Source organism: Blautia sp. OF09-25XD, assembly GCF_003482095.1.
Classification (GTDB): Bacteria; Bacillota; Clostridia; order Lachnospirales; family Lachnospiraceae; genus Fusicatenibacter; species Fusicatenibacter saccharivorans.
Genome location: NZ_QUMG01000007.1, coordinates 73,165 through 97,069 on the forward strand (window position 1 = coordinate 73,165; position 23,905 = coordinate 97,069).

Below are 23,905 nucleotides of genomic sequence, written 5' to 3' on the forward strand. Positions count from 1 at the left end.
GGTACATATTTGGATGAAGGAGTAAGAATATATGATCGATCAGTTTCGGACGGTTTACCGGGGTGGAACCGGGGAAATCGTGGAGAAGAAATCACGTTTTATTGCGACGGTGCGTCTGGTGGAATCTGAGGAGGAGGCACTTTCCTGCCTGGAAGCTCTGCGGAAAAAATACTGGGATGCGCGGCATAACTGTTTTGTGTATATTATTGGAGAAAATCAGGAGACGGTGCGCTGCAGCGACGACGGGGAGCCTTCCGGCACGGCAGGGCGGCCGATGCTCGATGTGGTACAGGGAGCAGGCCTCCGCAATGTGCTTGTTGTGGTGACGCGGTATTTCGGCGGTACGCTGCTGGGAACGGGCGGCCTGGTGCGCGCGTACTCGCAGGCGGTGCAGGAGGGGCTGGCAAACAGTGTTCTGATTGACGAGATCTGCGGCGTGCGGCTGTTGATTGAGACGGATTACAACGGCATCGGTAAAATCCAGTATCTGCTCGGCCAGCGGGGGATTCCGATTCTGGAATCCGAGTACACCGATCAGGTGAAAATCCGCGTTCTCGTTCCGAAAACGGAGGTGGACCGTCTCTGCGCGGAGATTACCGAGGGGACGAACGGAAAGGCAAAACTGGAAAAAGAAGAGGAGCTGTACTTTGCGCAGAACGACGGAGAGCTGATCTTCGGGGATGAGCTGACGCAGTATAAGAATCTGGAGGCAGAAGAATTAGGATAAAGGAGGATGCGACATGAGGTTTCCGGAAAATCTGAAAAAGGGCGGAACGATCGGCTTTGTGGCACCATCGTTTGGATGCACAACAGAGCCATACAAGTCCGCGTTTGCAAATGCACAGAAAAAATGGAAAGAGATGGGATATCGGCTGGATCTTGGGCCAAACTGCTATGCAGAGCACGGCATCGGAATCAGCGCGGCACCGGAGGAGTGCGGAAAAGAGCTGACGGAATATTATGTCAGTGAGAAGAATGACTGTCTGATTTCCTGCGGCGGCGGAGAGCTGATGTGCGAGGATCTCGATTACGTGGATTTTGAAAAGATCAGAAAGGCACCGGCGAAATGGTATCTCGGCTATTCTGACAATACGCATTTTACATATCTTCTGCCGACCCTCTGCGATACGGCGGCTGTTTACGGCCCGTGTGCGAGTGATTTCGGCATGGAGCCGTGGCATAAATCCGTAGCGGATGCGTTTGGCGTACTGACGGGAGAAGTGCGTACCGTCCGCGGCTATGAGGGATGGGAAAGAGACGATGCGAAGGGCAGAAGCGAGGAAAATCCGTATCTGCCGTACCAGATTACAGAACCGCGCGTTCTGCGCCGCTTCCCGGATGCGGACAGTGCATTTGAGGGACGACTCATCGGCGGCTGTCTCGACTGTCTCGTCAATATTCTTGGAACGAAGTACGACGGAACGGTTGATTTTGTGGAAAAATATAAAGAGGACGGTTTTGTCTGGTTTCTGGAAGCGTGCGATCTGAACGTCTTTGCGATCCGCCGCGCAATCTGGCAGATGGAGCACGCCGGCTGGTTCCAATATGTGAAAGGCTTTTTGATTGGCCGCCCGCTGCAGTTCGGACAGAAATTCGGGGAACTCGACCAGTACCGCGCCGTGACGGATCTGCTTGGAAAATACAACGTGCCGATCGTGATGGATCTCGACATCGGACACCTTCATCCGGCGATGCCGCTGATCGTCGGAAGTTATGCGAAGGTGGCCGTGGAAGGAAATGAGATTGAAATTAAGATGGAGTGCCGTTAGAACGCTTTTGAAAAATATTTTCTCGAGCGGCAGGGCAGAACCTGTGGGAAAATGTCTGCGCGCGTAGAAGAACTATCGGCGCATCCGGCAGATGCCGCGGAGCTTTTTGACATCGAGAATCGTGACCGTGCCGCGGGAGAGTGCGACGATGCCGTCTTTCTCGAACGACTTTAAGGTGCGGGAAACGACCTCTCTGGCACTGCCGAGGTTCCGCGCGATCTGCTCGTGCGTGGTGGAGAGCACCGGGGAACCGGTGCGGATGCGTTCATCCTCGAGATATCCGGCAAGGCGCTGGTCAAGCCGCGTAAAGAGAAGCTGGCCCATCGCCCACATGACTTCGGAAAAATGCTCCGTTGTTTCCCGGTAAATGTAGTTTTCAACGTAAATATTCTGATTTAACAGTCTGCGGAACGTGCTGGCCGGAGTGATGAGAACTTTCGTCTCCTCCTCGGCCTCAATCAGAATATCAAAGCTGATTTCCTGCATCGCACAGGAGGCAGACAGCGTGCAGACTTCGCCGGGACCGGTGGTAAACAGGGTAATTTCCCGCTGCTCGCCGGACTGGATAAAGATGCGGAGCTTGCCGGAGAGGACAAGCAGAACGCCGAGACAGTCATCGTCGCAGCTGTAGAGAAAATCGCCGCGCTGATACGTCGTCAGGACGGAAGAGAGCACGAGTGTCTGCTGTTCATCGGCGGTAAGCTTTGAATAAAATGGATAATGCTCCTGAAAACAGGATTCCAGAAAAGATGACATAAATAAAACTCCTTTCGGAAGAAGATCATTCTTTTGTAAACTACGGCAGCAGCCGTTTCTTCCATGATAGAAAAGAACAGAAAGAAATGCAAGAAAAAACGTATCGGTTTTGTGCCGATACGTTTTTTCTTGCATTTCCAATATTACGCTGTTTATTTTACAGAGTTAATCAGCTCTTCCAGCTCCTCATAGGAAACGGCGCCGACGTTTTTCTTTACGAGCTCGCCGTTTTTGAAGAAAGCGAGGGTCGGAACGCTCATGACTTTAAAGGATCTTGCCAGCTCCGGTGCTTCGTCAACGTCTACTTTGTAGAACTGGATCTCCGGCATATCCTCAGCGGCCTCTTCGATGACCGGGGCGAGCATTTTGCATGGTCCGCACCAGGTAGCAAAGAAATCAACAACGGCAACGCCAGGTGCTGCCTGCAGAGCTTTTTCGAAGTTTTTGGATGTAACATGAATTAATGACATAATAGAAGTCCTCCTTTTTATTGTACGGGTAATTCCCGGTAAGTGTTTTCCTGTTATGTCTGTAGAATACCACAGCGGAACGGGAATTTCTGTGACTAAGTCACAAAACTATCTGGGTTCTTTTCCCTGGCGGAAACATTCGATCATTTCGCCGGTCAGGCTGATGAGATTTGGCGTTTCGGGCAGGAACCGCGGTCAAACCATTCGGCAGTGGAGAGCTCGTCGCGGTCGAGGGTGATGGATGGATCGCCGTCTACATCGCAATAGAAGCCGGCAAGCAGCGAACCGCTGAAGGACCATGGCTGACTCTTATAGTATCTCAGATTTTTGACTTTCAATCCGACTTCCTCCATAACCTCGCGGTGCACCGTCTGTTCCAGTGTCTCGCCGACTTCTGTATAACCTGCGACGAGGGCATAGGAACGGTGGCTGCTGTGGGATGGCGCATACTTCGTGAGCAGCAGGCGGTCGCCATCAGTGATGGCGACAATGACGCTTGGGCAGATCACCGGATAGGAGAGTGCGCCGCAGGACGGGCACTGCATCGCACGTTCATTTCCGGGCGCGTGCATCTTGGTTCCGCAGCGGCCGCAGTAGGTGTGGTCTGTGTACCAGGTGTGGATCTGGTAGCCGGTGATGCCGGCGAATCCGAGCCATCCCGGAACGGCGCGGCGCAGAATCAGTGTGTTTTCATATTTCCAGATATCAAATTCCGAAAGCTGCGGGCGGCGCAGTTCATAGTAATTGGTTTCGTCGATACGGAACAGAAATTTTGCTTTTTCCCGGATTTCCGGGAAAACAGGTGCAATTTCTGCAATCGAAGGATAGCGGATCTGCGGATCTTCAAAATTGCACAGAATTGTGTGATGACCGTAGATGAAAACGAGATCGGTATCGTTCGGTGTGGAAGGGTGGTAATCTACATAATATTTATGCGGAGCGATATCCTGAATCATAAGAACTCCTTTCCTTGGTAAAAAAGTTTTTGATAAAACAAAAAACCGAAATTCCTGTGAAGAAATTTCGGTAATAAAAAGAGCGCGAGACGGGATTCGAACCCGCGACCCCAACCTTGGCAAGGTTGTACTCCACCCCTGAGCCACTCGCGCATATACATCCTTTTGGATGAAGCGGGTGATGGGAATCGAACCCACGTATCCAGCTGGAAGGCTGGTGTTCTACCATTGAACTACACCCGCAGATGATGGGCACTGATTTTTTTTTCTCTGTCTTGTTGACTGCCGTGCCTCACTGACAAAACGTATTCTACAGGAAAGCTGAGAAAAAGTCAACCCCTTTTTTGAAAAAAATTAAAAAATTTTCAAAACACTGAAAAAGGAGAAAATTCAGGGTGAAAGGGGCGTGAAAATGTCCGCAAAGATCAGCCTTGTTCCAGAACGGGAAATGTACTATAATAGAAAAATGGAAAAGCAAAAAAGGGGGAATTTCCCTATGCAGGAAAATGGAACAGAACTTCTGGTTTGCTGCACCGGTTGTCAGAGCTGTATGCCGTGCATGGTAAAAATCAACATCCCGGGTTTGTTTGCGCTTTACAACCGGACAGCGACGGAAGGCGTCGAAGCGGTTCGTGCAGAGTATGAGCGTCAGGACAAACGTGCCGATGACTGCATCAACTGTTATCGCTGTGAAAAGCAGTGCCCGCAGCACCTCGGGATCGGCATTCTGATGCAGGATATTGCAGAAACCTTCGAAGAATAGAAAAACCGGTATCTGTGCAATTTAAAGAAAAATTCTAATCTTTCTATAAAATATTTTGGGAAAAACTGGACTTATCTGAAAAATTTGATATAATAGAAAGGTAGTGACAGGGAAATTTTATGCTAAAATCTGGAAAGAAGAGCCCTGTCAATTCTTATGGGAGGAAAAATACATGGATGCCATTGATTATAAGATTCTGAAGATATTGCAGAAAAATGCCCGCGAGACGGCTTCCAATATCAGCAAAGAGATTCATTTATCGGTTTCTGCAGTCATCGAGAGAATCCGTAAAATGGAAGAAACCGGAGTGATTAAAGAATACACCATTATTGTAGACGAAAAGAAAACGGGAAATGAGATGACCGCGCTGATGGAAGTCAGCCTGGAGCATCCGAAGTTCTTTGACAGTTTTGCAGATGCGATCCAGAAACTGGAGTACATCGTATCCTGCTATTATCAGACCGGAGATTTTGATTTGATTATCCGCATTTCCTGTCACTCATCCGACGAACTCGAAGAAATCCACCGCCAGGTGATGAGCCTTCCGGGCGTCGATGCGACAAGAACGCATGTAGTGCTGAAAAATGTAAAAAATATCTATTCCGCCATCCGCAGACCGGACAAATAAAAACCGGCACAGCCGGAATCTGATACGAGAGCGTGTCTGAAAATAATCCGAAAGAGTTTTCAGGCACGTTTTGGCGTCTCAGAAAAAGTACGGAAAGAAAGAAGGAAAAAAGTGAACAGATACTTACGCTGTTATGCAGAGATTTCACTCGAAGCGATCGGGCATAACATCAGAGAAGTGAAAAAAAGACTACCGGAGGGCGTGAAACTCCTTGGCGTTGTAAAAGCGAACGCCTACGGCCACGGTGCCGTTCCGGTAGCATCCTATCTGGAAAACCAGGTTGATTATTTTGCAACCGCAACCATCGAGGAGGCTGTCGAGCTCAGAGAAAACGGCATTTCCGCGCCGATCCTGATTCTCGGCTACGTGTCCCCGTCCCAGTATGGCGACCTTGTGGAATACGACATCACTCAGACGATCGACAGCTACGCACAGGCGCTTGCCCTCGAAAAAGAGGCAGCACGCCAGAACCGGAAAGCAAAAGCACACCTTGCGGTCGATACCGGCATGACGCGGATCGGCTTCCAGGTGACGGAACACGATGCGGATGAGGCGGCAAAAATCGCGGATCTTCCGCACATCGAGCTGGAAGGTATGTTTACGCATTTCTCCTGCGCCGATCAGGAAGACAAGACGTACTGTTCGATGCAGATGGAAAAATATGATAAGATGACGGCACTTTTAGCAGAGCGCGGCGTGACGATTCCGCTTCGCCATATTTGCAACTCCGCCGGAATCATGGAATTTGACGATCACCGCTTTGAGATGGTGCGTTCCGGTATCATCACCTACGGCATTTACCCATCCGAGGAGGTAAAAAAAGAGCGCCTCGATCTGATCCCGGCGCTTTCCTGGAAGAGTCATGTCATCCATGTGAAGGAAGTCGGCCCGGGCATCGGCGTCAGCTACGGTGCCACGTATGTGACCGAGAAACCGATGACACGGATCGCAACTGTTTCAGCCGGCTATGCAGACGGCTATCCGAGAGCTCTCTCGAACCAGGGCTGTGTGCTGATCCACGGGAAAAAAGCACCGATCATCGGAAGAATCTGTATGGATCAGATGATGGTGGACGTGACCGACATCCCGGATGTGCAGGTGGAGGACGTTGTAACGCTTGTCGGAACCGACGGGGATGAGACCATCACGATCGAAGAGATCGCCAACCCGGCGGCACGTTTCGATTACGAAATGCTCTGCGATATCAGCAGCCGTGTAACAAGGGTTTATAAATAGTTATCCAAAATAGAAAAATCAAAGTCTCCGAAGACGGAAAAAAGCAGAATCTGCTGACCGTTTCGGAGACTTTTTTGTGTTGGAACAGGTTTTCTGGATTATTTAACCGGTGCGGGTTGACAGGCGGTGCCGGAGTATGGTAGGATACCAATTAGTTTAGCGTAGTACAGTGATAACATGATCACGTAGAAAAGGAGAAGATTATTATGAAAAAGAAAATGGTTAGCATTTTGACAGCAGCCTTTTGTGTATCTGCCCTGCTGGCTGGCTGCGGCTCTGCAGACACAGCAAAAACATCTGCCTCATCAGCAGGAGCAGCATCCTCTTCCGCAGACGGAACGACAACCTTTACCGTAGGCTTCGATGCAGAATACCCGCCGTACGGCTACATGGACGATGAGACGGGCGATTACACCGGATTTGACCTGGAGCTCGCTGAGGCAGTCTGCGAGATTTACGGCTGGAAGCTGGTAAAAACCCCGATCAACTGGGATGCGAAAGATACCGAGCTGAATTCTGGTGCGATTGACTGCATCTGGAACGGCTTTACCATGAACGGCAGAGAGGACGATTACACCTGGTCCGATCCGTACGTGGACAACAGCCAGGTGATGGTCGTATCCGAGAATTCCGGCATCAACAGCCTGTCCGATCTGGCAGGAAAGACGGTTGGTGTGCAGGCAGCATCCGCAGCACTCGATCTTTTACAGAGTGAGGAAGAAGGCGGTCAGAAAGAACTCGCCGATACTTTCGCCGCTCTGCAGCAGTTCCCGGATTACAACAATGCGTTTGTAGAGCTTCAGGCAGGTTCCATCGATGCGGTTGCCATGGATATCGGCGTTGCCAAATATCAGCTGGAAAGCCGCGGAGAAGGATACAAAATCCTCGACGAGCACCTGAACTCTGAGAAATATGCGATCGGATTCAAAAAAGGAAATACCGAGCTCTGCGATAAAGTAAACGAAGGCCTGCAGCAGGTTCTGGCCGACGGAACATTCGGCAAGCTCGCAGAAAAATACGGAATCGCAGACATGGTGTGTCTGGAGAAAAAAGGAGAGTAAAGCAGCATGAAGTTGTCCATGATTCTATCACAGCTTAGTACCGGAATGGCGGGAACGATTTCGATATTTGTCCTGACGCTCGTATTTTCCCTGCCGCTCGGTCTGCTAATCGCCTTTGGGCGTATGTCGAAAAACCGGATTGTGAGCGGAATTTTCCGGCTCTATATCTCCCTGATGCGCGGCACGCCTCTGATGCTGCAGCTCATGGTGGTTTACTTCGGACCGTTCTATCTGTTCGGTATGAACATCGGAAAATGGCGCTTTCCGGCGATTATCACCGGATTTGCCTTAAACTACGGCGCCTATTTTGCAGAAATCTACCGCTCCGGCATCGTTTCGATGGATCGTGGACAGTACGAGGCAGCAAAGCTTCTTGGTTATTCGAAGGGACAGACGTTTGTCCGCATTATTCTGCCGCAGGTTGTGAAACGGATTCTGCCGGCGATCACTAATGAGGTGATTACGCTGGTCAAGGATACGTCGCTGGCCTTTTCCATTTCCTATGTGGAAATGTTCACGATCGCAAAACAGATCGCGGCGGCCAAGACCACGATGGTTCCGTTCGTCGCCGCCGGTATTTTCTACTACATCTTCAATTTTGTCGTGGCGTGGGTGATGGAACTTTTGGAAAAGAAATTTTCTTATTATCATTAACTATAGAAGAGAGCGGAAAACGATATGATTTATCTGGAAATGAACCATGTAAGAAAGAGCTTTGGGGATCTCGAAGTGTTAAAAGATATTTCCCTCAAAGTAGAAGAGGGCGAGGTGCTCTCGATCATCGGCCCGTCGGGATCGGGAAAATCGACGCTGCTGCGGTGTGCGGCGATGCTGGAGACGATGGAGGGCGGTGACCTGACATATCTTGGCGAGCAGGCAGTCACCATGCAAAATGGAAAATCCGTTTATGCAAAGCCGGCCGTGCTGCGGAAAATTCAGGAAAACTTTGGAATGGTATTCCAGAGCTTCCACCTGTTTCCACATTATGATGTGATGAAAAACCTCTGCGATGCGCCGATTCATGTGCAGAAACGCAACCGTGCGGAGGTGGAAGCACAGGCAGAAGAGCTGCTGCAGAAAATGGGACTCACAGGAAAAGAAAAGGCGTATCCGTGTCAGCTTTCCGGCGGTCAGTGTCAGAGGGTTGCGATTGCGCGTGCGCTGATGCTGAACCCGAAGGTGCTCTTTTTTGATGAGCCGACTTCGGCGCTCGACCCGGAGCTGACAGGCGAGGTGCTGAAGGTCATCAAATCCCTTGCGGAGATGAATATGACCATGGTGATCGTTACCCACGAGATGAATTTTGCCCGGGAGATTTCCAACCGCATCATCTTTATGGACCAGGGCGTGATCGCCGTGGAAGGAACGCCGGACGAAGTCTTCGATTCCGAAAATGCCAGAATGCAGGGCTTTTTGGGAAAATTTCGTGAGAAGTAACGACGTTGCACTTGCCTAAAAAAACAACATGCGTTATACTAGAGCGTGGTTGAAACGTATTTCAAACACGCTCTTTATACGCCCCGTTCTGTTTTTGGGGATGAAAAAGAGCGGGGATAAAAGAGAAACCGAATACACATTTTGACAAGAAAAGGAGAATCGTGTCTATGAGCGGAACTGACAGATATGTAAGCCCTCTTTCCGAACGTTATGCAAGCAAGGAGATGCAGTACATCTTCTCCCCGGATATGAAATTCCGTACCTGGAGAAAGTTATGGATTGCGCTGGCTGAGACAGAAAAAGAACTGGGACTTTCTATTACAGATGAGCAGATCGAAGAACTGAAAGCAAATGCCGAGAACATCAACTACGATGTGGCAAAAGAAAGAGAGAAAGTCTGCCGTCATGACGTAATGTCCCATGTGTATGCCTACGGCGTACAGTGTCCGAAAGCAAAAGGAATCATCCATCTGGGAGCAACCAGCTGCTACGTAGGCGACAATACCGATATCATTGTCATGAACGAAGCCTTAAAGCTGGTGAAGAAAAAACTGGTGAACGTTATCGCTGAGCTGGCAAAATTTGCGGATACCTACAAAGACCAGCCGACCCTTGCCTTCACCCACTTCCAGCCGGCACAGCCGACCACCGTCGGAAAACGTGCAACCCTGTGGATGCAGGAGTTCTTAATGGATCTTGAAGATCTCGAGTACGTACAGAGCACCTTAAAGCTGCTCGGCTCCAAAGGAACAACAGGCACACAGGCAAGCTTTTTAGAGCTGTTCGACGGAGATCAGGAGACCATCGACAAGATCGATCCGATGATCGCTGAGAAAATGGGCTTCAAGAACTGCTATCCTGTTTCCGGACAGACGTATTCCAGAAAAGTCGATACGAGAGTATTAAACGTTCTGGCAGGCATTGCGGCAAGCGCAACAAAATTCTCCAACGACATCCGTCTTCTGCAGCACTTAAAAGAAGTTGAGGAGCCGTTCGAGAAAGGACAGATCGGATCTTCCGCCATGGCATACAAGAGAAATCCGATGAGAAGCGAGCGTATCGCATCCCTGTCCCGTTATGTGATCACCGATGCATTAAATCCGGCCATCACCTCTTCTGTACAGTGGTTTGAGAGAACCCTCGATGACTCTGCAAACAAGAGACTTTCCATTCCGGAAGGCTTCCTTGCCATCGACGGTATCCTGGATCTGTGCATGAACGTCGTAGACGGACTTGTGGTTTATCCAAAGGTTATCTTAAAACACATGATGGCAGAGCTTCCGTTTATGGCAACTGAGAATATCATGATGGATGCGGTAAAAGCAGGCGGCGACCGTCAGGAGCTGCATGAGAGAATCCGCGAGCTGTCCATGATCGCCGGAAAACATGTCAAAGAGGAAGGCCGCGACAACGATCTTCTGGATCTGATCGCAGCGGATGAGATGTTCCATCTGACCAAAGAAGAGCTGGAAAAGACGATGGATCCGTCCAAATACACAGGCCGCGCATCCGTACAGGTTGACGCATTCCTGAAGAACGTAGTTAATCCGGTGCTTGAGGCAAACAAAGAGGCACTTGGCATGACTGCGGAAATCAACGTCTGATGCGTTTGATAAACAGAAATAATAAAAAAACAAATTTTATAAGTAATAATAAGTTTTACTTATGAAGAAAACATGGTATACTATGCATGAACGGCCGAAACAAAGAGGCCGCAAGTATACGTTGAATTAGGAGGATGTCACATGATTAAGGCAGTAGTAGGAGCAAACTGGGGAGACGAGGGAAAAGGTAAGATTACCGATATGCTCGCAAAAGAGGCAGACATTATTGTCCGTTTCCAGGGTGGTGCGAATGCAGGCCATACCATTGTAAACAACTATGGAAAGTTTGCACTTCATACCCTTCCATCCGGCGTATTTTACAGCCACACAACAAGCGTAATCGGAAACGGTGTTGCACTCAATATTCCGGTTCTGATCAAAGAGTTAAATGAGATCGTTTCGAAGGGAGTGCCGGCACCGAAGATCAAAATTTCCGACCGTGCACAGATGGTAATGCCGTACCACATCCTGTTCGATCAGTATGAGGAAGAGCGTCTGGGCGGAAAATCCTTTGGTTCCACCAAATCCGGTATCGCTCCGTTCTACTCAGATAAATATGCAAAAATCGGTTTCCAGGTAAACGAGTTGTTCGACGATGAGCACCTGAAAGAGAAACTGAAATCCGTATGCGAAACCAAGAACATTCTGCTCGAGCATCTGTATCACAAACCGCAGTTAAATCCGGATGAGATCTATGCAGAGCTGATGGAATACAAAAAAATGGTTGAGCCATACGTATGCGATACTTCCGCATTCCTGTGGAACGCGATTCAGGAAGGCAAGGAGATCCTGCTTGAGGGTCAGCTTGGTTCCTTAAAAGACCCGGATCACGGAATTTACCCGATGGTAACTTCTTCTTCCACACTGGCCGGCTACGGCGCAGTAGGAGCAGGTGTTCCGCCATATGAAATCAAGAAAATCGTAACCGTATGCAAAGCTTACTCCAGCGCAGTAGGAGCAGGTGCTTTCGTTTCCGAGATCTTCGGCGATGAGGCAGATGAGCTCAGAAGACGCGGCGGAGACGGCGGAGAGTTCGGTGCAACCACAGGCCGCCCGAGACGTATGGGATGGTTCGACTGTGTTGCTTCCCGTTACGGCTGCAGAATGCAGGGTACCACCGATGTAGCGTTCACCGTACTTGACGTACTTGGCTATCTGGATGAGATTCCGGTCTGCACAGCATACGAAGTAGACGGAAAAGAAATCCACGATTTCCCGAACACCAGCATTCTTGAGAAAGCAAAACCAGTTCTGAAAACCCTTCCGGGATGGAAATGCGATATCCGCGGCATCAAGAAATACGAGGATCTGCCGGAGAACTGCAGAAACTACATCGAGTTTGTAGAGAAAGAAATCGGATTCCCGATCACCATGATCTCCAACGGACCGGGAAGAGACGATATCATTTACCGCAATAAATAATTCAGGCGGTTTTTAGAGGATTTTTATGAAAAAAGCAGGACAGCTTCTCGCAGTTCTGACAGCGGCTTCCGTGCTGCTGTCGGGCTGTGAGAAGTTAAAAGATGTGACAACGACATCTGTCTATGTGAGCAAAAATGGTGTTGTGACAGAAGCTATTGTGGAAGATTACAGCAAAGACGATGATTACACGGAAGACGAACTGAAGGTCTTTGTGGAGGATGACATCAAAAAATTCACAGAGGAGCGCGGCGATGCGGATTCCGTGAAGCTGGAAAAATGCCAGATCAAAGAGGACAAGGTGGAGATCCGGATGGAATACGGAGATTACCAGTCTTACGCGGATTATCACGGAGCAGAATTTTTCGCAGGCACGCTGGATGAGGCAGAAGAAGCGGGATATGATTTTTCCGCTTCCTTTGTCGATTCTAAAGGCAATGAGGTTTCAGTCGAAGATGCGGTCAAAGGCGTTAAGCATGTACGCGTGATTGTCTGCGAGGAGCCGCTGGAAATCGTAACGGAAGATCCGGTGCTCTGCGTTTCCGGTACAGCCGTGATCAAAGGAAAAAACACGGTGGATACGGCCGGCGAGTGGACCACAAAGTCCACAGAGAGTGCTTCTGCGTCATCATCAGAGCAGACTAAGACAGAAGAAACAGAGCAGGAATATGAGCAGGACGTTCTTCTTGCCAGTCCTGTTATTGTTGTTTATGGTAAGTAAACAAATAAAATAGAGGAGTAACTAACTATGGAAAAGACAATGGACAAAATTGTGGCAGTAGCAAAATCCAGAGGTTTTGTATATCCGGGTTCCGAAATCTACGGCGGCCTGGCAAATACCTGGGATTACGGCCCGCTCGGTGTTGAGCTGAAAAACAACGTGAAAAAAGCATGGTGGCAGAAATTCGTGATGGAGAGCCCGCACAACGTAGGTGTTGACTGCGCGATCCTGATGAACCCGCAGACATGGGTAGCTTCCGGTCATCTCGGCGGATTTTCCGATCCTCTGATGGACTGTAAAGAGTGCCACGAGCGTTTCCGTGCAGACAAGCTGATCGAAGACTTCTGCGAGGAAAAAGGCATTGAAATCGAAGGCGGCAGTGTAGACGCATGGTCCCAGGAAGAGATGAAGAACTTCATCGAGGAGCATCAGATTCCGTGTCCGTCCTGCGGAAAACATAACTTTACCGATATCCGTCAGTTCAACCTGATGTTCAAAACCTTCCAGGGTGTTACAGAGGATGCGAAGAACACCGTATATCTTCGTCCGGAGACTGCACAGGGTATCTTCGTAAACTTCAAAAACGTACAGCGTACTTCCAGAAAGAAAATTCCGTTCGGAATCGGTCAGATCGGTAAATCTTTCCGTAACGAGATTACACCGGGTAACTTCACCTTCCGTACCCGTGAGTTCGAGCAGATGGAGCTGGAGTTCTTCTGCGAGCCTGGCACCGACCTTGACTGGTTCCAGTACTGGAGAGGCTTCTGCATCAACTGGCTGAAGAGCCTCGGCATGAAAGACGAAGAGATGCGTGCAAGAGACCATTCTCCGGAAGAGCTGTGCTTCTACAGCAAGGGAACAACCGATATCGAGTTCCTGTTCCCGTTCGGATGGGGCGAGCTGTGGGGAATCGCAGACCGTACCGATTACGACCTGACCCAGCATCAGAATGTATCCGGACAGGATATGACCTATTTCGATCCAGAGAAGAACGAGAAATACATCCCGTATGTTATCGAGCCGTCTCTTGGTGCTGACCGTGTCGTTCTGGCATTCCTGTGCAGCGCTTATGACGAGGAAGTTCTCGACGCAGAGAAGAATGATGTTCGTACTGTGATGCATTTCCATCCGGCACTGGCACCGGTAAAAATCGGTGTGCTTCCGCTTTCCAAGAAGCTGAACGAGGGCGCTGAGAAAGTCTTTGCAGAGCTGTCCAAGAAATACAACTGCGAGTTTGATGACCGTGGAAATATCGGAAAACGGTATCGCCGTCAGGATGAGATCGGTACTCCGTACTGCATCACCTACGACTTCGATTCCGAGACCGATGGTGCTGTTACCGTCCGTGACCGTGACACCATGGAGCAGGAGAGAATTAAAATTGAGGATCTCGATGCTTACTTTGCAGATAAATTTACTTTCTAATCTGGCTTTTTAGTCCGAAAAAAGAGTAGAAAAAAGGATTCCCACTCGCGGGAATCCTTTTTTCTATACTTTGTATTACTCGATAATCGTACCTGTTTTTCCCTGGAATCCGGCGAGTGCAGAATCAATGGAAGTGATGACTGCGGTACGGCCGATGCCTTTCTCGAGGAAAGAAACAGCTGCTTCCATCTTCGGCAGCATGGAGTTTTCTCCAAACTGGCCTTCTGCGATGTATTTCTTCGCGTCAGCAACGGTGATGTGCTCCAGCGGTTTTTCGTCCGGGGTACCGTAGTTGATGGAAACGTTTTCCACGCTGGTCAGGATCATCAGCATGTCTGCGTTCAGCATTTCTGCCATCAGGCCGCTGGTGAGGTCTTTTTCGATGACTGCGGATGCACCCTTTAACTCTTCATTCTGCGGGAGAACCGGGATTCCGCCGCCGCCTGCTGCGATGACAACCTGTCCGGCATCGAGAAGAAGACGGATGGAGTCGATCTCTACGATATCCTGCGGCTTCGGAGCAGCAACGATTCGGCGGTAGCCGTCCTCGGTTTTCGTTACGTAGTTTCCTTTTTCTTCCTCTGCGTCAGCCTCCTCTTTGGTAAGCGTACGGCCGATCAGTTTGACCGGATTGTTGAAGGCATCGTCGTACGGATCTACTTCAACCTGTGTAAGAATCGTGGATGTAGTTTTGAAGATTCCTCTGCGGAGAAGCTCAGCACGGATGGCGTTCTGCAGGTCGTAGCCGATGTAGCCTTCGCTCATAGCGGAGCAGACAGACATCGGGGCTGCGCTGTAGTCGGTGTGCATTTTGCCGAATTCATTCATCGCCATGTGGATCATGCCGACCTGCGGCGCATTGCTGTGGGTGATGACAACATCAGCACCGGCAGCAACGAGATCTGCGATTACTTTTGCGGAACGTTTTACGGCTGCTTTCTGTTCCGGCAGCGTCGTTCCAAGAGCTTTGTGTCCCAGTGCAACAACTATTTTTTTTCTTTTCATTGGAAGATACCTCTCTTTGCAGTTCATAGATTTTGATACGAAAAAACCAGGCATCAATATAGAACTATTATAAAGTTTATGGGAGCAAAAATCAAGAAGAAACCGACATTGCGCACATTGAAATGTTTTTCGGACTATGGTATTCTATAAAAGTATCTGAGTCGTAGGGATTTGAAACGTGAAAGGGAGGTCCCGGCATGAAAAACATGCGCACGTTACAAAAGCGGATCGCATATCAGCTCCAGCAGGGCAGTCTGGATGCGGAAGTTACAGGAATCACATGCGACAGCAGAAAAGTACAGCCGCAGAACGTGTTTGTCTGCATCCGCGGAAACAGGATGGACGGGCACGTATATGCAGAAGAAGCAGTCGAGAGGGGCGCTGCTGTTCTGGTTGCGGAGCGGGAACTGGAAGGGATTCCGGAAAAGGTAACCGTACTCGTAGTAAAGGACAGCAGAGAAGCACTCGCACAGCTTTCCTGTGCCTGGGAGGACGATCCGGCGCAGCACCTTGTGACAATCGGAGTGACCGGCACGAAGGGAAAGACGACGACTGCATATATGATTTACGAAATCCTGCGAAAAGCAGGGATCCGCGCAGGACTCATCGGAACGATCGAGACGAGGATCGGGGAAAAAAGCATTCTGTCAGAAAATACAACGCCGGAGCCTGTTGTGCTGCAGAAGCTGTTTTCTGAAATGATGCGGGAGGGCTGCACCCATGTTGTGATGGAGGTTTCCTCGCAGGCGGAAAAACAGCACCGGTGTGATGGAATTACGTTTGATTACGGTGTGTTCACCAACATTGGAAACGACCACATCGGCGCCGGGGAGCATGCATCGTTTGCAGAATACCTGTCCTGCAAAAAGAAGCTGCTTCGCACCTGCAGAACCGGAATTGTAAACCGGGATGACAAAAGGTTTCCGGAGATCATAAGGCAGAGCACCTGCCGTCTGGTGACATTCGGATGCAGGGAAAAAGCTGATTTTATGGCAGCAGATGCAGCACTCGATCAGGCGCCCGGCGTGCTCGGTGTCTCATACCGGGTGCAGGGCGCAGCGGATTTTCCGGTACGGGTAGATCTGCCGGGTCTGTTTTCCGTTTCCAACTCGCTTGCCGCCATTGCGGTCTGCGCGCAGATGGGAATCCCGGAAAAGGCGATGCAGGAGGCACTTTCCACAGTCCGCGTCCGTGGGCGGTGTGAGGCAGTTCCGGTGTATCCGGAAATGACGCTTCTCATTGACTACGCACACAATGCGATGAGCCTCGAAAGCCTGTTAAAGACACTGCGGAAATACCATCCGAAGCGCCTGATCTGTCTCTTCGGCTGCGGCGGAAACCGCGCGCGGGACCGGAGATTCCAGATGGGAGAGGTGTCGGGGCGTCTGGCGGATCTGACCGTCATCACCTCAGACAATCCGCGGGATGAGGAACCACAGGCGATTCTGGACGATATCCGGACGGGAATCGGGAAAACAGAAGGCGCTTTCGTTGAGATTGCAGACCGTAAAGAGGCGATCCGGTATGTGATCGAAAACCGGCAGCCGGGCGATCTCGTGGTGCTCGCGGGAAAAGGCCACGAAACGTATCAGATCCGGAAGGGGAAACGGTACGAGATGGATGAGCGCGCGCTGATCCGGGAAATACTGGAAGAAAGTAAGGGGAATGTATGAGCAGCGTTTACGCTGATGTAATCGTAGATATCACAAATGAAAAACTGGACCGGACCTTTCAGTACAAGGTTCCGCCGGAACTGACAGGGGAGATCGGTCCGGGAACGGCGGTACAGATTCCGTTTGGAAACGGAAACCGCACGATCACCGGCTATGTGCTTTCCGTCGGAAACGAGCCGAAATGTCCGCAGGACCGGATGAAGGCCATCCTCGCGGTACAAAAGGATGCGGCGACTGTAGAGACGAAGCTCATCGCGCTCGCCGCGTGGATGCGTCATACGTACGGATCGACGATGATCCAGGCGTTAAAGACGGTGCTTCCGGTCAAAGTAAAGGCGCGCGGGAAAGAAACCCGCGAAATTGCGCTTCTTGCAGATCCTGCGAGATGTGAGGAGCTGCTGGAAAACTACAGAAAGAAAAATTATAAAGCGAGAATCCGTCTCTTAAACGCGCTGCTGGCCCAGCCGGTTCTTCCAGGGCCGGTTGTGAGCAAGAAACTAAAAATCACGGCAGATACGCTGCACGTGATGGAAGAGCAGGGCGTGTTGGAAATCCGCCGTACGAGCACCTGGAGAAATCCGGTATCTGATGCGGCAGGAAGAACAACTGCGGGAAAACCAAACGAACAGCAGCAGGCCGTGGTGGACGGCATTCGAAAGGAATGGGAAGGGCAGAACCGCCCCTGCCTGATCCGCGGTGTGACGGGAAGCGGCAAAACGCTCGTCTATATGGAGCTGATGGAGCGAGTGCTGAAGGAAGGAAAACAGGTGATCGTGCTGATCCCGGAGATTGCGCTGACGTATCAGAACGTGGAGCGGTTCTGCGCACGGTTTGGAACAAGGGTCACGGTAGTCAACTCGCGGATGACACCGTCCGAGCGCGCCGACCAGATGGAGCGCGCGCGGCGCGGGGAGGTCAGTATTATGATCGGTCCGCGTTCCGCACTCTTTGCACCGTTTCCGGATCTGGGGCTGATTGTAATCGATGAGGAGCATGAAACCTCCTATAAAAGTGAAGTGACGCCGCGCTACCATGCAAGGGAGACCGCCGTGCGCCGTGCCGGGCTGGAGCATGCCCATGTGGTGATGGGTTCGGCAACGCCGTCGGTGGATGCTTCTTACGCCTGCGAGACGGGAGCGTACGCGCTGTTCCGGATGGATGCGCGGTACGGAAATGCAGCACTTCCGTCCGTATGGATCGCGGATATGCGGGAAGAATTACAGATGGGAAACCGTTCGATTCTGTCCGGAAAGCTGCGGGAAGAGATCGAAAAACGGCTTGAAAAAAAGGAACAGGTTGTACTGTTTCTGAACCGCAGAGGCTATGCGGGCTTCGTCTCATGCCGTGCATGCGGCCATGTGATGAAATGCCCGCACTGCGATGTATCACTGACAGCACACAATAACGGAAAGCTCATCTGCCATTACTGCGGTTATGAAACACCGCAGGTACATGCGTGCCCGTCGTGCGGTTCCCCGTACATCGGCGGCTTCCGTGCCGGCACACAGCAGATCGAGCAGAACGTGAAAAAGCTGTTTCCAAAGGCACGCGTTCTTAGGATGGACGGCGACACGACAAAAACGAAAAACAGTTATGAAGAAATCCTGTCCTCATTTGCGGCGGGGGAGGCCGATATCCTGATTGGAACCCAGATGATCGTAAAAGGCCACGATTTCCCGAATGTCACGCTGGTGGGAGCGCTGGCGGCGGATCTCTCCCTGAATGCAGTCGATTACCGTGCCGGGGAGCGTACGTTCCAGCTGCTGACGCAGGCAGTCGGCCGCGCCGGAAGAGGCGAAAAGCCGGGAATGGCAGTCATTCAGACGTACCATCCCGAACATTACAGCATTCAGACGGCGGCAGAGCAGGATTACGGGACATTTTACGAGAAAGAAATGGACTACCGCCGTCTGATGGGATATCCCCCGGCGGCGGAGCTTCTGGCGATCCACGGAGCCGGGGAGAATGAAGCGCATCTGGCGCAGGCGATGGAATACATTCGCAGATATCTCATCCGCATCCGGGGAAACCGCGAAGTCCAGATCATCGGCCCGGCAAGTGAGGCAGTGTCGAAAATCAATGACCTGTACCGCATGGCCGTGTATGTACGCGCGCCGCAGGAAGAGGTGCTGGCAGAGCTGCGGGAAAAACTGGAGCGGTATATCGAGATTAACAAAGGCTTCCGTACCGTTTATTTACAGTTTGACTTCAGCAGAAAGTATTAGTTTTTTCATACTATTTACACATAGATTATTTATAATAGAAGAGCAAAAGAAAGGAAAAGAATTATGGCAATCAGAGAAATCAGAGTCGTAGGCGACCGCGTATTAACGAAAAAATGCAGACCGGTGGAGAAGATGACACCAAGAATCAGCGAGCTGATCGACGACATGTTTGACACCATGTATGAGGCAAACGGTGTCGGCCTTGCCGCACCGCAGGTCGGCATCTTAAAGAGAATCGTAGTCATGGATGTGGACGGAACCCCACATCTTCTGATCAATCCGGAAATCCTGGAGACTTCCGGAAGCCAGACAGGAGCAGAAGGCTGCTTAAGCCTTCCGGGAAAATCCGGTACAGTAACCCGTCCGAATTACGTAAAGGTAAGAGCGCTGGACCGCGACATGCAGCCGTTTGAACTGGAGGGAACCGAACTTCTTGCCCGCTGCATCTGCCACGAGTGCGATCACCTTGATGGACATATGTATACAGAAAAAGTAGAAGGTGAACTCTGGGACAACACGTACGATGAGTATGAGGAGTACGAGGACGAAGAGTAAGTCTTAAAATAAAGGAGATGACTTCAGATGAAAGTGGTATTTATGGGAACCCCGGATTTCTCCGTGGGAACACTTGAGGCACTCGTGGAGGCCGGTTATGAGATCACAGGCGTTGTGACCCAGCCGGACAAACCGAAGGGCCGCGGAAAACAGATGATGCCGACACCGGTGAAAGAGGCAGCCGAAAAACACGGCCTTCCGGTCTATCAGCCGCGCCGCGTGCGGGATGCAGAGGCGATCGAGGAGATCCGGAAAATGGAGCCGGATGTGATCGTTGTCGTTGCATTCGGCCAGATTATTCCAAAAGAGATTTTGGACATGCCGAAATACGGATGCATCAACGTTCATGCATCCCTGCTTCCGGCTTACCGCGGAGCAGCGCCGATCCAGTGGGCTGTCATGAACGGCGATGAAGTGAGCGGCGTAACCATTATGAAGATGGATGAAGGCCTCGACACAGGCGATATGCTGACGAAAGTGGAAGTTCCGCTTGCAGCAGATGAGACCGGCGGCAGTCTCTTTGACAAGCTCGCCGCAGCCGGAGCAAAACTTCTGGTGGAGACACTTCCAAGACTTGAAAAAGGCGAAGTGACACCGGAAAAACAGCCGGAGATAAGCACTACAGAGTATGCGCGGATGATCAAAAAAGAAGACGGAAAGATCGACTGGACGAAGAGTGCCGTTGAGATCGAACGTCAGATCCGTGCGATGAGTCCGTGGCCGAGTGCTTTTACAAAAGTAAACGGAAAGAACCTGAAAATCTGGGATGCCAAAGTCATTGCCATGTTCGGCGGCGATCTGTTTTCGAAAATTCCGGGACAGAATCCGACGAAGAGTGCCGGAAAAGTCTGGGTGGCAGATGAGACAGGTCTCCATGTAAAGACGGGAGACGGCATTCTGGTGATCGAGGAGCTGCAGCTCGAAGGAAAGAAACGGATGAAAACCGCCGATTTCCTGCGCGGCTATGCGATCGAGCCGGGTACCAGACTTGGCGAATAAAAGAGAAAAAGCAACCTGAAGTTAAGGCGGGGAACTGCACAGCGGTGTGATGGCTGCTGTGCCTGAGAAAAAAGGAGAAAAACGATATGGGACTTTTTTATGACAGTACGTATCTGCTGGTGATTCTTGCCGCACTGATTTCCATGGCGGTATCCGCCCGCATGAACACGATTTTCAGCAAATATCAGACCGTCCGCTCGTACAGCGGCATGACGGGACGCGAGGCGGCGATGCGCATTCTGCATCAGGCCGGCATCTACGATGTGACCGTCCGCCACGTATCCGGTAAACTGACCGACCACTATGATCCGCGGACAAAAACCGTGAATTTATCGGATGCGGTTTACGATTCAACCTCGGTCGCAGCGATCGGCGTCGCAGCGCATGAGTGCGGCCATGCCGTACAGCACAATACGGATTACGTGCCGCTGAAAGTAAGAAGCGCCATTGTTCCGGCAGCGAACCTTGGATCCCAGCTTTTCTGGCCGCTGTTCCTGATCGGACTGATTTTCAGCCTTCCAATGCTGGTGAAAGCCGGTATCTGGCTGTTTGTGCTGGCACTGGCATTCCAGGTGGTAACACTTCCGGTCGAGTTCGATGCGTCGAGAAGAGCATTAAAAATGCTCAGTGAGGGCGGTATGGTGACAGAGACGGAACACGACGGAGTCAAGAAAGTACTCTGGGCTGCAGCCATGACATACGTGGCAGCGGTGATCGGTTCTCTGCTGCAGCTGCTCCGGCTGCTGATTTTATCCGGAGCATTTAGGAGAAATGATGACTGATACAATCAATACAAGAGAGCTGATTATGAACATTCTGCTTGAGATGGACAGGGAGAAAACGCCCTGCCATCTTGCTGTAAGGGACGCCCTCGATAAATACCAGTTCCTGCCGCGGCAGGACCGTGCGTTTATCAAGCGGGTCTGCGAGGGAACCGTGGAATACGGCATCCAGAATGACTACATCATCAATCAGTATTCCAAAATCAAGATCAACAAATGCAAGCCGGTGATTCGTGCGATCTTACGGATGTCGGTGTACCAGATCCGTTTTCTTGACGCAGTACCGGATTCGGCAGTCGTCAATGAGGCGGTGAAACTGGCGGAAAAGAAGCATTTTTACAACTTAAAGGGCTTTGTCAACGGCGTTCTGCGCACGATCGTGCGGGAAAAAGATCATCTGCCGATGCCGAAGGAGAACAATACTACGCAGTATCTTTCCGTGAAATACTCCATGCCGGAATTTCTGGTTGAGGAGTTCGTATCCCAGTACGGAAAAGAAACGGCAGAAACGATGATGGCGGATTTCCTGAAAGAAAAACAGGTGACGATCCGTATCAACCGCTGGAACAATACGATCGAGGAGACGAAGAAAAGCCTGGAAAGCCAGGGGGCAGAGCTGGAAAAAGCGCCGTATCTTGGCGAGGCGTTCTATCTGAAAAACTTTGAGACGATCGCATCACTGAATGCCTTCCAGGAAGGCCGGTTCCAGATTCAGGATGTGAGCTCCATGATGGCGGCGCATCTGGCGGATCCAAAGCCGGGTGACCAGGTGCTGGATCTCTGCGCGGCACCGGGCGGAAAGAGCCTCCATGCAGCAGATAAAATGAGAAATCAGGGATGCGTGGAAGCGCGTGATCTCACCGAATACAAGGTCGATCTGATCCGGGAAAATGTGCAGAGAGCAGGTGTTTCCTGCGTCGTGCCGAAGGTAAAAGATGCGGAACAGCTCGATGCGGAATGGATCGGAAAAGCGGACGTTGTGATTGCGGACCTGCCGTGCACCGGATACGGTGTCATCGGCAGAAAGCCGGATATCAAATATTATGCTTCAAAAGAAAAAGAAGAGGAGCTGGTACGGATTCAGCGGGCAATCCTTGCAAATGCCGCATCGTACGTAAAGCCGGGCGGCACACTGCTGTACAGCACATGTACCGTCAACAGAAAAGAAAACGGCGAGAATGCCGCATGGTTTCTGGAACAGTTCCCGTTTGAAGCAGTCAGTCTGGATGAACTGCTGCCGGATGAGCTGAAAAGCGGAGAAACGGCCAAAGGACAGCTGCAGCTGATCCCGGGGGTACACAAGACAGACGGATTTTTCCTTGCAAAATTCCGGAAAACAGAGGAAGGACGGGCGTAACAGATGGATATTAAATCAATGACCTTAGACGAATTAAAGGACGCTTGCCAGCAGATGGGAGAAAAGCCGTTCCGTGCCAAACAGTTATACGACTGGATGCATCATCGTCTGGCGGGCAGCTACGATGAGATGACGAATCTCTCGCTTGCCTTCCGGGAAAAATTAAAGGAACAGTATCCGCTTACCTGTCTCGAAAAAGTGCAGGTGCAGGAGTCTAAAATCGACGGAACGAGAAAATACCTGTTCCGCCTTAGCGACGGTAACGTGATCGAGAGCGTCTGGATGAAGTACCACCACGGAAATTCCGTCTGCATCTCATCCCAGGTCGGCTGCCGGATGGGCTGCCGCTTCTGCGCGTCCACAATCGGCGGACTCGTGCGGTGCCTGACTCCGTCGGAGATGCTCGACCAGATTTACCGGATTTGGGAGGACACCGGGGAGCGGGTCTCCAATCTGGTTGTCATGGGAACGGGTGAGCCGATGGACAACTACGACAATCTGGTGCGCTTCGTGCGGCTGCTTTCGAGCCAGGAAGGACTCAACATCAGCCAGAGAAACATCACCGTTTCCACCTGCGGAATCGTGCCGAATATGTACAAATTGGCAGATGAGGGACTCCAGATCACCCTGGCACTTTCCCTTCATGCGCCGAACGATGAAAAGCGCCGCGAGCTGATGCCGATTGCCAATAAATATTCCATTGATGAAATTCTCGATGCATGCCGCAATTACTTTGCAAAAACAGGCCGTCGGATTACATTTGAGTACTCTCTCGTTGGCGGGAAAAATGACAGCGAAGCCGATGCAAAAGAGCTTTCCGCGCGGATTTCGGATATCAACTGTCATGTAAATCTGATCCCGGTCAACCCGATCAAAGAGCGCGATTACGTGAAATCAACGAAAAAAGTCGTAGAGAATTTCAAAAATAAACTTGAAAAATACGGAATTAATGTTACTATTAGAAGGGAAATGGGCGCCGATATTGACGGAGCCTGTGGACAGTTAAGAAAAAGTTTTATCGATAAATCAAACGAACAGCCGTAAAAAGCGGCTGTCAATACAGG

General features: G+C 50.8%; 23 protein-coding genes and 2 tRNA genes. 19 read left to right on the forward strand and 6 right to left on the reverse strand.

Annotated elements, in window-relative coordinates:
* Positions 1–31 precede the first annotated feature (31 nt).
* Positions 32–727: a YigZ family protein gene (locus tag DXA93_RS07645; RefSeq protein WP_117760495.1), complete on the forward strand. Its 696-nt coding sequence runs from the start codon at positions 32–34 to the stop codon at positions 725–727.
* Between the two features lie 13 nt (positions 728–740).
* Positions 741–1,769 carry a S66 family peptidase gene (locus tag DXA93_RS07650; protein ID WP_119208011.1) on the forward strand — a complete coding sequence of 343 codons (1,029 nt, stop codon included), beginning with the start codon at positions 741–743 and terminating at the stop codon, positions 1,767–1,769.
* Between the two features lie 72 nt (positions 1,770–1,841).
* Here DXA93_RS07650 and DXA93_RS07655 read toward each other — a convergent pair whose 3' ends face one another.
* The 5 genes from DXA93_RS07655 to DXA93_RS07675 all read right to left on the reverse strand — a co-directional run bounded on the left by DXA93_RS07655 (position 1,842) and on the right by DXA93_RS07675 (position 4,194).
* The gene (locus DXA93_RS07655; RefSeq protein ID WP_117509659.1) at positions 1,842–2,525 is read right to left on the reverse strand and encodes a Crp/Fnr family transcriptional regulator; all 684 of its coding nucleotides are present in this window, start codon (positions 2,523–2,525) and stop codon (positions 1,842–1,844) included.
* Positions 2,526–2,677: 152 nt separating this feature from the next.
* Positions 2,678–2,995: a thioredoxin gene (gene trxA, locus DXA93_RS07660; RefSeq protein ID WP_022463132.1), complete on the reverse strand. Its 318-nt coding sequence runs from the start codon at positions 2,993–2,995 to the stop codon at positions 2,678–2,680.
* A 155-nt stretch (positions 2,996–3,150) separates the two neighbouring features.
* A complete protein-coding gene (gene nudC / locus DXA93_RS07665) occupies positions 3,151–3,951 on the reverse strand; it encodes an NAD(+) diphosphatase (protein WP_119206845.1) in 801 nt (266 codons plus the stop codon).
* An 81-nt stretch (positions 3,952–4,032) separates the two neighbouring features.
* Positions 4,033–4,104, reverse strand: a tRNA-Gly gene (locus DXA93_RS07670).
* Between the two features lie 20 nt (positions 4,105–4,124).
* Positions 4,125–4,194: transfer RNA gene (locus DXA93_RS07675), tRNA-OTHER, on the reverse strand.
* Between the two features lie 253 nt (positions 4,195–4,447).
* On the opposite strand from DXA93_RS07675, the gene DXA93_RS07680 reads away from it, so the two are divergent.
* From DXA93_RS07680 to DXA93_RS07725, 10 genes are all read left to right on the forward strand, one after another.
* The gene (locus DXA93_RS07680; RefSeq protein WP_022463134.1) at positions 4,448–4,714 is read left to right on the forward strand and encodes a 4Fe-4S dicluster domain-containing protein; all 267 of its coding nucleotides are present in this window, start codon (positions 4,448–4,450) and stop codon (positions 4,712–4,714) included.
* Between the two features lie 172 nt (positions 4,715–4,886).
* Positions 4,887–5,342, forward strand: coding sequence for an Lrp/AsnC family transcriptional regulator (locus DXA93_RS07685; RefSeq protein ID WP_022463135.1), 456 nt, complete (start codon positions 4,887–4,889; stop codon positions 5,340–5,342).
* A gap of 111 nt (positions 5,343–5,453) precedes the next feature.
* Positions 5,454–6,578, forward strand: a complete 1,125-nt coding sequence (alr, locus tag DXA93_RS07690) for an alanine racemase (RefSeq protein ID WP_022463136.1) — start codon at positions 5,454–5,456, stop codon at positions 6,576–6,578.
* Positions 6,579–6,784: 206 nt separating this feature from the next.
* A complete protein-coding gene (locus DXA93_RS07695; RefSeq protein WP_119208015.1) occupies positions 6,785–7,639 on the forward strand; it encodes an amino acid ABC transporter substrate-binding protein in 855 nt (284 codons plus the stop codon).
* 6 nt (positions 7,640–7,645) lie between these two features.
* Positions 7,646–8,293, forward strand: a complete 648-nt coding sequence (locus tag DXA93_RS07700) for an amino acid ABC transporter permease (RefSeq protein WP_022463138.1) — start codon at positions 7,646–7,648, stop codon at positions 8,291–8,293.
* A 24-nt stretch (positions 8,294–8,317) separates the two neighbouring features.
* Positions 8,318–9,076, forward strand: a complete 759-nt coding sequence (locus DXA93_RS07705; protein WP_118666753.1) for an amino acid ABC transporter ATP-binding protein — start codon at positions 8,318–8,320, stop codon at positions 9,074–9,076.
* Positions 9,077–9,243: 167 nt separating this feature from the next.
* Positions 9,244–10,680: an adenylosuccinate lyase gene (gene purB, locus DXA93_RS07710; protein ID WP_022463140.1), complete on the forward strand. Its 1,437-nt coding sequence runs from the start codon at positions 9,244–9,246 to the stop codon at positions 10,678–10,680.
* 141 nt (positions 10,681–10,821) lie between these two features.
* Positions 10,822–12,102, forward strand: coding sequence for an adenylosuccinate synthase (locus tag DXA93_RS07715; protein WP_055265795.1), 1,281 nt, complete (start codon positions 10,822–10,824; stop codon positions 12,100–12,102).
* A 25-nt stretch (positions 12,103–12,127) separates the two neighbouring features.
* A complete protein-coding gene (locus tag DXA93_RS07720; RefSeq protein ID WP_022463142.1) occupies positions 12,128–12,820 on the forward strand; it encodes a hypothetical protein in 693 nt (230 codons plus the stop codon).
* A 27-nt stretch (positions 12,821–12,847) separates the two neighbouring features.
* A complete protein-coding gene (locus DXA93_RS07725; protein ID WP_055265793.1) occupies positions 12,848–14,245 on the forward strand; it encodes a glycine--tRNA ligase in 1,398 nt (465 codons plus the stop codon).
* Positions 14,246–14,320: 75 nt separating this feature from the next.
* Here the strand turns inward: DXA93_RS07725 and arcC are convergent, their stop codons facing one another.
* Entirely contained in the window at positions 14,321–15,250 is a 930-nt protein-coding gene (arcC, locus tag DXA93_RS07730) for a carbamate kinase (protein WP_022463144.1), read from the reverse strand.
* A gap of 197 nt (positions 15,251–15,447) precedes the next feature.
* On the opposite strand from arcC, the gene DXA93_RS07735 reads away from it, so the two are divergent.
* From DXA93_RS07735 to rlmN, 7 genes are all read left to right on the forward strand, one after another.
* Positions 15,448–16,923 carry a UDP-N-acetylmuramoyl-L-alanyl-D-glutamate--2,6-diaminopimelate ligase gene (locus DXA93_RS07735; protein ID WP_199709566.1) on the forward strand — a complete coding sequence of 492 codons (1,476 nt, stop codon included), beginning with the start codon at positions 15,448–15,450 and terminating at the stop codon, positions 16,921–16,923.
* Positions 16,920–19,148 carry a replication restart helicase PriA gene (priA, locus tag DXA93_RS07740; protein ID WP_119208017.1) on the forward strand — a complete coding sequence of 743 codons (2,229 nt, stop codon included), beginning with the start codon at positions 16,920–16,922 and terminating at the stop codon, positions 19,146–19,148. Before DXA93_RS07735 ends, priA begins: the two co-directional genes overlap by 4 nt.
* Before the next feature lie 63 nt (positions 19,149–19,211).
* Positions 19,212–19,703 (forward strand): peptide deformylase, encoded by a 492-nt coding sequence (def, locus tag DXA93_RS07745; RefSeq protein ID WP_055219778.1) that lies wholly within the window; start codon positions 19,212–19,214, stop codon positions 19,701–19,703.
* Positions 19,704–19,730: 27 nt separating this feature from the next.
* On the forward strand, positions 19,731–20,702 hold the full coding sequence (fmt, locus tag DXA93_RS07750; RefSeq protein WP_118660194.1) for a methionyl-tRNA formyltransferase: 972 nt from the start codon (positions 19,731–19,733) through the stop codon (positions 20,700–20,702).
* An 86-nt stretch (positions 20,703–20,788) separates the two neighbouring features.
* Positions 20,789–21,484 (forward strand): zinc metallopeptidase, encoded by a 696-nt coding sequence (locus tag DXA93_RS07755; protein ID WP_022463149.1) that lies wholly within the window; start codon positions 20,789–20,791, stop codon positions 21,482–21,484.
* A complete protein-coding gene (gene rsmB, locus DXA93_RS07760) occupies positions 21,474–22,841 on the forward strand; it encodes a 16S rRNA (cytosine(967)-C(5))-methyltransferase RsmB (RefSeq protein WP_306665733.1) in 1,368 nt (455 codons plus the stop codon). Before DXA93_RS07755 ends, rsmB begins: the two co-directional genes overlap by 11 nt.
* Positions 22,842–22,844: 3 nt before the next feature.
* The gene (gene rlmN / locus DXA93_RS07765; RefSeq protein WP_055226967.1) at positions 22,845–23,885 is read left to right on the forward strand and encodes a 23S rRNA (adenine(2503)-C(2))-methyltransferase RlmN; all 1,041 of its coding nucleotides are present in this window, start codon (positions 22,845–22,847) and stop codon (positions 23,883–23,885) included.
* Positions 23,886–23,905 lie beyond the last annotated feature (20 nt).